Below are 9,989 nucleotides of genomic sequence, written 5' to 3'. Positions count from 1 at the left end.
GGCCGAGGAGGCGGCGGCCCACGTCGAGGAGTTCCGCGCGCAGCTCTTCGTCGCCCAGGGCGGCCAGGTCGGGGGAGCCGCCCGCCATTGCTATGCCCGTCAACGTCACCAGGGCGTTCACGCGGGCCGTCGTGTCCGGGGCGGGGCCCGACAGGATGGCCAGCATCGCGCGGCCGAAGCCCTCCGTTCCGCCGTGGGCCGACTTCTCGATCGCGCGGGCGATGCCCGGGTCGCTCGAAAACAGCGCCACCAGCGCCCGGTGGCGGATCACCAGGTCGACGAAACCCTCCAGCAGCAGGTCCACCTGCGCACCTCGGCGCTTCAGCGCGGCCGCTCGCCGGACGAGGTCGTCCAGGTCGCGGAGGCCCGGCTCCGCCACCGCCTCGGTGATCTCCGCCTTCGTCTTGAAGTGGTAGTACACAGCCGCCTTGGTGATGCCCAGTGCGTCGGCGATCATCTGCAGCGACGTGCCCTCGACCCCGTGTTCGGTGAACAGTCGCAGCGCGGTCTGCAGCAGTCGGGTCCGGGTGTCCTCGGCCGGGCCGGCGGTCATTCTTCCTCCTCAGCGAGCCGTCGGAGCCTACGTCACGCCTTGTCGATCGGCAAACCGCCTTACTAGCCGAACGGCAAGGGATAAACCTTGCTGTTCGGCAAGTCACATACTTGCCGATCGGCTTGGAGTTCCCCTAGCCGATCGGCTAGCTTGGAAAAGACCCTGTGGAGTGAACCGACCCCGGTCGGGCGAAACGGAGCTGACTCGTGGCGACCTTCCTGTACCGGCTCGGCCGGTTCTCCTTCCGGCGCCGAGCGCTGGTCGCGGCCGTCTGGGCGGCGGTCCTGGTGGCACTGGGCCTCGGCGCGTTGACGCTGTCGAGCCAGCTGTCGAACTCGGTGACCATCCCCGGCACCGAGTCGCAGCGGGCGATCGACCAGCTCACCGAGAAGTTTCCGCAGGCCAACGCCGGTGGCGCCACGGCACGCGTGGTCATCGAGGCCCCGGCCGGGACCACGGTCACCGACGCCAAGGGCAAGGCCGCCGTCGAAGCCCTCGTCGGGCAGCTGAAGACGGCGCCGAAGGTCGCCGCGGTGGTCGACCCGTTCCAGGCGCAGTCGATCTCACCCGATCGGCGCGTCGCACTCGCCCAGGTCAGTTACGGAGCGAAGGCGTACGAACTGACCGATGAGGACCGTCAGGCGCTGCTGGACACCGCGAACGCCGGTCGCGCCGCCGGGTTCACCGTCGAGTTCGGCGGTGACGCCGTGCAGGGCGTGCCCGCTACCGGGGCCACCGAAGGCCTGGGCGTCGCCGTCGCCGCCGTCGTGCTGGTCATCACGTTCGGTTCGCTGCTGGCGGCCGGGATCCCGCTGCTCACCGCGCTGATCGGCGTCGGCACCGGGATGGCGGGCATCTTCCTCGCCTCCGGGTTCCTCGAACTGAACTCGAACACGCCGGTCCTGGCGCTGATGATCGGCCTGGCCGTCGGCATCGACTACGCGCTGTTCATCGTCTCGCGCTACCGCCACGAACTCGGCATCGGCCGCGACCCCGAAGAAGCCGCCGGACGCGCCGCGGGCACCGCCGGGTCCGCCGTGGTCTTCGCCGGCCTCACCGTCATCATCGCGCTGGCCGGCCTCACCGTGATCGGCATCCCGTTCCTCGGCCAGATGGGCGTCGCCGCCGCCGTCACCGTCGCGGTCGCCGTGCTCATCGCCCTGACGCTGCTGCCCGCAATCCTCGGCTTCGCCGGCCCCCGGGTCGCCGGCGGCCGTATCCGGCTGCGCCGCAAGCCGGTCGAAACGACGCACGGCGAACGCTGGGCGCGGTTCGTCGGCCGCCACCGCATCCCGGTGCTGCTGGTCGCGCTGGCCGGGATGGCCGTCGTCGCGCTGCCCGCGCTGGGCATGCAGCTCGGCCTCCCCAACGACAGCACCGCGGCGCCGGAGTCGACGCAGCGCAAGGCGTACGAGATCGCCAGCCGTAGCTTCGGCGAAGGTTCGAACGGCCCGCTGCTGGTCGTCGTCGACGTCTCCGCGAGCGGCAACCGCCAGGCCGCGCTCGGCCAGGCCGCGGCCGACATCCAGAAGCTGCCCGACGTCGCCGCCGTCACGCCGCCGCGGCTCAACCAGGCCGGCGACACGGCGTTGCTCACGGTGATCCCGAAGAGCGGCCCGAGCAGCACGCAGACCGAGGACCTGGTGGCCGCGATCCGCGCCGACTCGGGCAACCTGGACGCCAAGCTGGCCGTCACCGGCCAGACCGCGGCGAACATCGACGTCTCGGAGAAGCTCTCGGACGCGATGCTGCCGTACCTGGCGTTGATCGTCGGGCTGGCGTTCGTGCTGCTGATGCTGGTGTTCCGCTCGGTGGTGGTGCCGCTGAAGGCGACGATCGGCTTCCTCGGCTCGGTCGCGGCGACGTTCGGCGCGGTGGTCGCGGTGTTCCAGTGGGGCTGGCTGACCGACCTGCTCGGCGTCGAATCGACCGGCCCGATCATGAGCATGCTGCCGATCCTGCTGATCGGCGTGCTGTTCGGGCTGGCGATGGACTACCAGGTGTTCCTGGTGACGCGGATGCGCGAGGAGCACGTCCACGGCGCGGAGCCGCAGGAGGCGATGGTCACCGGTTTCCGCCACGGCGCCCGGGTGGTGGTCGCGGCGGCGCTGATCATGATCAGCGTGTTCGCCGGCTTCATCCTGGCGGAATCGTCGCTGATCCAGTCGATCGGCTTCGCGCTGGCGTTCGGCGTGCTGGTGGACGCGTTCGTGGTCCGGATGACCCTGGTCCCGGCGGTGATGTCCCTGCTCGGCCGCAGCGCGTGGTGGCTGCCGAAGTGGCTGGACCGGATCCTGCCGGACGTCGACGTCGAGGGCGAGAAGCTCACGAAGCACCTCGACGAGCCCGAGGAGCGGGAATTGGTCGGCGCCACCCGCTGACCGGGGAATTCCAGCCCGGCCGTGCTGTGGGCAACCACGTCACGGCCGGGCTTTTCCGGTTGTCCGCCGGGCACGAATTACACTACGACGTGTGACGGGGACAACGGTTTTGATCACGGTCGAGGGTGAAGACGACGCGCTCGGCCTGCTGCACTGGCTCGAAGAAGATTTCGCGGGAAAGGTGCGGCTGGACGACCATTCCGCGGGCAACGGCACGATGGGCCCGGCGCTCGACACCGTGTCATTGGTGCTCACCAGCGGTTTCACCGCGATGACCACGTCGCTCGTGGCGTACCTCAAGACCCGCGGCATGAAGGTCGACATCACCGTCAAGGCGGGTGACAAAACCGTTTCCCTCAAAGGCGAGCGCATTCACCGGACCGCCGTCAAGGACCTCAACGACACCGCGGTCGCGCTGGCCAAGCAACTCGGCGAGGAATGAATGCGCCTGGCCGACCCCGAAGGGGCCAAAGCGATCCTGATCGGCTCCGCCGAGTACGACGATCCCGCGCTGCAGGACATCGTCCAGGCGCGAGCCAACGTGACGGACCTCGCCGACATCCTCACCGACCCCGAACTCGGCGGCTTCCGGCCGGCCAACGTCCGCACGATGGTCAACCCGCGGCACAAGGACGACGCGGGCCTGGAAATCGCGCGGTGGTGCCGCACCGCCACGGACACTCTGGTCGTCTACTACGTCGGCCACGGACTGGTCGACGTCGACGGCGAACTGCTGCTGGCCACGAGTGACACGTTCGAGGCCGAAAAGGAGCATCACTCCCTGCGGGTGGACCTGCTGCGCCGGGCCGTCCGGGACAGCGACGCCAAGGTCAAGATCTTCATCGTGGACTGCTGCTACTCCGGCCGGGCCTTCGGCAAGCCGATGGCGGACGAGACTTCCGGCGTCCTCGACCAGATCGAGACGACGGGCACGTGCGGTCTCGCGTCGGCACCCCGGCACCTGGCGTCGCTGTTCGTCGAAGGCGAGCGGCACACGGTGTTCTCGGGTGAGCTGATCGCGGTGCTGCGGGACGGGCTGCCCGGCGTGGGCCCGGTGCTCCCGCTGTTCACGATCTACCAGCACCTCCGCCGCCGGATGCGGGACCGCGACCACCCCGAGCCGAAGATCATGCACAGCGACTCGATCAGCGAGTTCGCCCTGGTCCGCAACCGCGCCCACCACCCGGTGGAAGAGCCGGCTCCGCGAGCCGAAACCGGGCCGGTCACGTCGGCGCCGCCGGAACCACCCCGGTCCGAGCCCCTCCAGCCGCTGCTGCACGCCCTCGCCGAAGCCGACGCGCTCGTGAGCAGCTTCGCCCTGGGCAGCACCACGAACACCACGCTCGCCTCGGACCGGGTCCAGTCGTCCTGGCCCGTGCTCGTCCGGCTGAGGTTCGTCTCGGAGCTGGCGCACGCGGGCCAGTTGTTCCTCGCCGCACAGGCCCTCCGGAAACTCCAGGTACCGGACCCGGCGCGCTCGCTCATCGCCGTCCAGCGCCTGCGCCGGGAGCTGAGCACCGACCGGGCGTGGCAAAACGACCGCTGGAAGACCCGCGAACTGCTCCCGGGCGACGAGCCGCTCGCCGACGCCGAAGCCAGGCAGCTCTGGGGGACGGCCATGGCGATGCTGCTCGCCGCCGCCGAACTGCCCGCCCCGCTGCGCGTCCAGGCGATCGAGGAACTCGCCGACCTCGGCCACCACGACGAGGCGGCGTGGATCGCGCGGGGAATGCTGCGCGACCGGCAGGCGAACCCGGCACTGGTCAGTGCGGTGACGACCTTTCTGCGCCGGGCAGCAGACGGAACACCGGGTCGACCCGGCACAGACCGTCCAGGGCTTCGGCGATCCGGCCGGGCAACGCCCCCGACTTGATCAGTCCGACCAGTTCGGTGAGTGCCCGGTACCCGCACAGGGCCGCGGCCACGGCCGCGGCGACCGCCACGACCACGAGGACGACCACCAGCCAGCCCGGCGGCCCTCCGAAGATCAGGGCGACCAGCGCCGCCACCAGGACGAAGCCGGCGACCAGCGAGCCCAGCGCCGCGAGGCCGTGTTCCATGCTGTCGAGGGCTTCCCCGATCACGTCGCTGGAGGCGTCGCTGTCGGCGAGCCCGAGGAGCAGGAAGAACCCGAGCATCGGCACGACCAGGTATCCGCCGGCCACCGCGGCGGCCGTCAGGAGGAAGTCGACGAATCCCGCCAGGTCGAAGGTCGCCACGGTGGTGACCAGCACGACGGCCGCGCCGGTCCCGATTCCGGCGGCCAGCAGCACCAAGTTCGCGTAGTGATCCGTCGCGGCCCCGGAGCCCGGCAGGGCGTCCTCCACGAAGATCACCACCACCGCGGTGATGACGAAGGCTGCGGTGAACGACGCCGTGCTCAGGTTCACCAGCTCGTCCCACCCGGCACCGAAGTCGACGAAGATGTCGCTCACCAGGGAGGCCACGGCGAAGAACGGCAGCCTGACGACCGCGCCGTCCCCGCCGTCGGCGTAGGACACGGCGATCGCGCCGACGCCGACCAGCAGTGTCACCAGGATGCCGGACAGCGGTTGCGGGGCGTGCAGGAAGCCGGTGAAGTGCGTGATCCGGTCGGCGACCAGTCCCCCGACGCCGATGGCGAGCGGGAAGACCCCGTAGCCGTACCCGTTCTGGGCGATCGCGGTCAGCAGCAGCACGGCGCCGATCCCGACCGCGACCCACGAGCCACCCGCGACCGCGTCCGCGCTCTTCGGCGGAACGGTGACGACGAGGTGCGCCAGCAGGCCGGCGACACCCAGGATGATCACGAGAAGTCCGGCTCTGCCCACGGGCGGTCATCGTACCCGCCGGGCCCTCCGGGCTAGCTGGAGAACCAGAAGATCGCGCCGCCGATGGCCAGCAGTGCCGCGATGCCCAGCACCACCGCCATGAACTTCGCCGACTTCCAGGTCGAATACACGCCGCCCACCAGGAAACCGCCCAGGGCGAGCAGAAGAACGCCGACCACTCCACTGTTCACGCCGATCAGGGTGCCACACGCCGTTCGGCCGCACCGTGCTGGGCGCTGCCTCGCCACGGGCGGCCGGGAATCCGGGCTAGAGCACGCCCTTCGTCGAGGGGATGCCACCGGCGCGCGGGTCCGGCTCCGTCGCCGCGCGCAGCGCCCGGGCCACCGCCTTGTACTCCGCCTCCGCGATGTGGTGGGGGTCGCGGCCGTGGATCACGCGGACGTGCAACGCGATCTGGGCGTGGAACGCCAGCGAGTCGAACACGTGCCGCGTCAACACGAACGGGTAGTTGCCGCCGATGGTGAAGGTGTTGAACTGCTCCGGCTCGCCCACGTGGACGCAGTACGGCCGGCCCGAGACGTCGATGGCCGCGTGGGCCAGCGTTTCGTCCATCGGGATCCAGGCGTCGCCGAAGCGGCGGATCCCGCTCTTGTCGCCCAGCGCCTGGCGGACCGCCTGGCCCAGCACGATCGCCGTGTCCTCGACCGTGTGGTGGGCGTCGATGTGGACGTCGCCGGTGGCCTCGACCTTCAGGTCCAGCGAGCCGTGGACGCCGAACGCCGTCAGCATGTGGTCGTAGAACGGGACGCCGGTCGAGATCTCGACCTCGCCCGTGCCGTCGAGGTCCAGCTGGACGGAGATCGAGGACTCCTTGGTGGTCCGTTCGACCTTGCCGATGCGGGTCATCGCGAGACTTCCTTACTCGCCTCGAGGAAGGCGTCGTTCTCTTCCGGGGTGCCGATGCTCACGCGCAGGTGACCCTCGATTCCGGGGTCACGGATCAGCACCCCCTTGTCCAAATAGGACTGCCAAGCCGCGTGCGGATCGCTGAACCGTCCGAAGAGGACGAAGTTCGAGTCGCTCGGCACCGGGTCGTACCCCAGTCCCGCCAGCGCTTCCACGACCCGGTCGCGCTCCGCGGCCAGCTTGTGCACACTGTCCAAAGTGGCATCCGCGTGCCGCAGTGCCGCCCGCGCCGCCGCCTGGGTCAGCCGCGAGAGGTGGTACGGCAGGCGCACCAGCTGCAGCGCGTCCACCACCGCCGGGGCCGCCGCCAGGTAGCCCAGCCGGCCGCCGGCGAACGCGAACGCCTTGCTCATCGTGCGCGAGACGATCAGCCGCGACGGGTAGTCCGCCAGCAGCTCGACCGCGCTCGGCTGCGACGAGAACTCCGCGTACGCCTCGTCGACCACCACGATCCCGGTGGCCGCGTCCAGCACCGCGCGCAGCTCGGACAGCGGGATCGAGCCGCCGGTCGGGTTGTTCGGGCTGGTGACGAACACGATGTCCGGACGTCGGTCCCGGATCACCGAAGCCGCCGCGGCCGTGTCCAGGGAGAAGTCGTCACGGCGCGGCGCCGGGACCCACTCGGTGCGGGTGCCCGAGGCGATGATCGGGTGCATCGAGTACGACGGCTCGAAGCCGAGCGCGCTGCGCCCGGGACCGCCGAAGGCCTGCAGGATCTGCTGCAGCACCTCGTTGGACCCGTTCGCGGCCCAGACGTTCGCCTCCGACAGCACCACCCGCGTCGACACGCTCAGGTAGTCGGCCAGGTCCTGCCGCAGCGCCACCGCGTCGCGGTCCGGGTAGCGGTGCAGCTCGGCGGCCTCCGCGCGGACGGCCTCCGCGACGTCCGCGACCAGCGAAGGCGGCGGCGGGTACGGGTTCTCGTTCGTGTTGAGCCGGATCGGGACGTCCAGCTGCGGTGCACCGTAGGGTGACTTGCCGCGCAGGTCCTCGCGCAGCGGCAGCTGGTCCAGGGTGACCTCTTCGCCGATCGTCATCGGATCGAACCTCCGAAGCGCGCGGCGACGGCCTCGCCGTGTGCGGGCAGGTCCTCGGCGTCGGCCAGCGCGACGACGCGGCCGGCGACCTCGCGCAGCGCGTCCTCGGAGTAGTCCACGACGTGGATGCCCTTGAGGAAGCTCTGCACGGACAGGCCCGAGGAGTGGCGGGCGAACCCGCCGGTGGGCAGCACGTGGTTGGACCCGGCGCAGTAGTCGCCGAGCGACACCGGGGCGTACGCGCCGACGAAGATCGCGCCCGCGTTGCGGACCCGGGCCGCGACCGAACGCGCGTCCGCCGTCTGGACCTCCAGGTGCTCGGCGGCATAGGCGTCGACGACCCGCAGGCCGTCCTCCACTGTGGACACCAGGATCACGCCGGACTGCTTGCCCGCCAGCGCTTCGGCGACCCGCGAACTGTGCTTCGTCGCGGCGACGCGGCTGACCAGTTCCTGGTCGACGGCGTCGGCCAGCTCGGTCGACGTCGTGACCAGGACGCTCGCGGCCAGCGGGTCGTGCTCCGCCTGGCTGATCAGGTCGGCGGCGACGTGCACCGGGTCGGCCGTCTCGTCGGCGAGGATGGCGATCTCGGTCGGCCCGGCCTCGGCGTCGATGCCGATCAGGCCGCGCAGGAGGCGCTTGGCCGCGGTGAGGTAGATGTTGCCCGGGCCGGTGACGATGTCGACCGGGGCCAGCTCGGTGCCGTCGGTGTCCGTGCCGCCGTACGCCAGCAGCGCGACGGCCTGCGCGCCGCCGGCCGCCCACACCTCGTCGACGCCGAGCAGCTCGGCCGCGGCGAGGATGGTCGGGTGCGGCAGCCCGCCGAACGCGGCCTGCGGCGGCGAGCAGACGACCAGCGAGCCGACGCCGGCGATCTGCGCCGGGACGACGTTCATCACCACGGTGGACGGGTACACGGCCAGCCCGCCCGGGGCGTACAGCCCGACGCGCTCGACCGGCACCCACTTCTCGGTGACCGTGCCGCCCTCGACGACGGTCGTCGTGACGTCGGTGCGGCGCTGCTCGGCGTGCACCTTCCGGGCGCGGGTGATCGACTCCTCCAGCGCGGCCCGCACGGCCGGGTCGAGCTCGTCCAACGCGCGGGTCAGCTCGGGGCGCGGCACCCGCACGGACGCCGGGCGCACCTTGTCGAACTTCTCGGTGTACTCGAGGACGGCTTCGACACCGCGGTCACGGACCGCCTCGACCACCGGGCGCACGTGGTGCAGCGCCGCGTCCACGTCGTATTCGGCGCGGGGAAGCGTGACGCGCAGTTCGGCGGCGGTCGGGACCTGCCCACGCAGGTCGGTGCGGTTCAACATGCCCACCAGGGTACGAGGTCACACCGAACGGGTTTTCGGCGATACTCCCCGGTGACGGCCGATCCCAGCATGCAGGAGGCAGCGGTGGCGCGAATCGCGTTGTGCCAGGTCAACTCGGGTGACGATCCGGAGGCGAACCTGAAGCTGATTCGCTCCGGCGTCGAGGCCGCGGCGGCCGACGGCGCGCGGATCGTCGTGTTCCCGGAAGCGACCATGGCGCGCTTCGGGCGGCCCCTCGAACCGGTCGCGGAGCCCCTCGACGGCCCGTGGGCCTCGGCCGTGGCCGCGGTGGCCGCCGAGCACGACGTGGTCGTCGTCACCGGGATGTTCACCCCGGCGGGCGACGGCCGGGTCCGCAACACGCTCCTGATCACCGGCGGCGGGCACCACCGCGGCTACGACAAGATCCACCTCTACGACGCGTTCGGGTTCGCCGAGTCCGACACGGTGGCACCCGGCTCGGCGCCGGCCACGTTCGAGCTGGACGGCGTCGTCTACGGCGTCGCGACCTGCTACGACGTGCGGTTCCCGGAGCTGTTCCGCGCGCTGGCCGACGACGGCGCCGACGTGGTGCTGCTGCCGACGTCGTGGGGTGCCGGCGAGGGCAAGCGCGACCAGTGGGAGGTCCTGGTGCGCGCGCGGGCCCTCGACTCGGGCTGCTGGGTGCTGGGCTGCGGCCAGGCCGACCCCGCGGCGACGGGCGTCACGGTCAACCCGAAGGCGCCGACGGGCATCGGGTACTCGCTGGTCGCGGACGGCTTCGGCCGCGTGGTCACCCAGGCCGGCGCCGCCCCGGAGACCCTCCTGGTGGACGTCGACCCGGCGGTGTCGGCCAAGGCCCGCGCCGCCACGGGAGCCTTGGCCAACCGCCGCCTCTGAACCCGTGACCCGCGTGATCCGGGCCGGAACCGGCGTGATTGGAGCCGGATCTCGCGTGATTGGAGCCGGAACTCGCGAGT

Annotated in this window: 10 protein-coding genes; 4 read left to right on the top strand and 6 right to left on the bottom strand. The window is 71.2% G+C overall.

Features of this window, described 5'->3' with window-relative positions; genetic code table 11:
• The coding region (locus CCN39_RS29775; RefSeq protein WP_086847561.1) for a TetR/AcrR family transcriptional regulator at positions 1 to 553 on the bottom strand (553 nt) is incomplete at its 3' end.
• A gap of 206 nt (positions 554 to 759) precedes the next feature.
• Here CCN39_RS29775 and CCN39_RS29770 point away from each other — a divergent pair.
• The 3 genes from CCN39_RS29770 (at position 760) to CCN39_RS29760 (ending at position 4,807) form a co-directional block, all read left to right on the top strand.
• Positions 760 to 2,934 (top strand): MMPL family transporter, encoded by a 2,175-nt coding sequence (locus CCN39_RS29770; protein WP_086847559.1) that lies wholly within the window; start codon positions 760 to 762, stop codon positions 2,932 to 2,934.
• 91 nt (positions 2,935 to 3,025) lie between these two features.
• Complete coding sequence (locus CCN39_RS29765) at positions 3,026 to 3,376, top strand: effector-associated constant component EACC1 (protein WP_143264202.1); 351 nt, start codon at positions 3,026 to 3,028, stop codon at positions 3,374 to 3,376.
• Positions 3,377 to 4,807 carry a caspase family protein gene (locus CCN39_RS29760; RefSeq protein WP_086847555.1) on the top strand — a complete coding sequence of 477 codons (1,431 nt, stop codon included), beginning with the start codon at positions 3,377 to 3,379 and terminating at the stop codon, positions 4,805 to 4,807.
• On the opposite strand, the gene CCN39_RS29755 is transcribed toward CCN39_RS29760, so the two are convergent.
• From CCN39_RS29755 to hisD, 5 genes are all read right to left on the bottom strand, one after another.
• A complete protein-coding gene (locus tag CCN39_RS29755) occupies positions 4,698 to 5,744 on the bottom strand; it encodes a hypothetical protein (RefSeq protein WP_143264201.1) in 1,047 nt (348 codons plus the stop codon). The two genes, CCN39_RS29760 and CCN39_RS29755, sit on opposite strands and share 110 nt — an antisense overlap.
• Positions 5,745 to 5,776: 32 nt before the next feature.
• On the bottom strand, positions 5,777 to 5,935 hold the full coding sequence (locus tag CCN39_RS50815; protein ID WP_167455216.1) for a hypothetical protein: 159 nt from the start codon (positions 5,933 to 5,935) through the stop codon (positions 5,777 to 5,779).
• 76 nt (positions 5,936 to 6,011) lie between these two features.
• Positions 6,012 to 6,611, bottom strand: coding sequence for an imidazoleglycerol-phosphate dehydratase HisB (hisB, locus tag CCN39_RS29750; protein ID WP_086847551.1), 600 nt, complete (start codon positions 6,609 to 6,611; stop codon positions 6,012 to 6,014).
• Entirely contained in the window at positions 6,608 to 7,708 is a 1,101-nt protein-coding gene (locus CCN39_RS29745; RefSeq protein WP_086847549.1) for a histidinol-phosphate transaminase, read from the bottom strand. The genes hisB and CCN39_RS29745 overlap by 4 nt, the downstream gene beginning before the upstream one ends.
• The gene (gene hisD, locus CCN39_RS29740; RefSeq protein ID WP_086847562.1) at positions 7,705 to 9,030 is read right to left on the bottom strand and encodes a histidinol dehydrogenase; all 1,326 of its coding nucleotides are present in this window, start codon (positions 9,028 to 9,030) and stop codon (positions 7,705 to 7,707) included. Before hisD ends, CCN39_RS29745 begins: the two co-directional genes overlap by 4 nt.
• Positions 9,031 to 9,114: 84 nt before the next feature.
• Between hisD and CCN39_RS29735 the strand changes: the two genes are divergently transcribed.
• Positions 9,115 to 9,909: a carbon-nitrogen hydrolase family protein gene (locus CCN39_RS29735; RefSeq protein ID WP_086847548.1), complete on the top strand. Its 795-nt coding sequence runs from the start codon at positions 9,115 to 9,117 to the stop codon at positions 9,907 to 9,909.
• The last annotated feature ends 80 nt before the right edge of the window (positions 9,910 to 9,989 follow it).

Source organism: Amycolatopsis kentuckyensis (genome assembly GCF_002155975.1).
Taxonomy (GTDB): Bacteria; Actinomycetota; Actinomycetes; order Mycobacteriales; family Pseudonocardiaceae; genus Amycolatopsis; species Amycolatopsis kentuckyensis.
The sequence above is the reverse complement of the archived record's forward strand: the minus strand, read 5'-3'. Positions and strand labels throughout refer to the sequence as shown.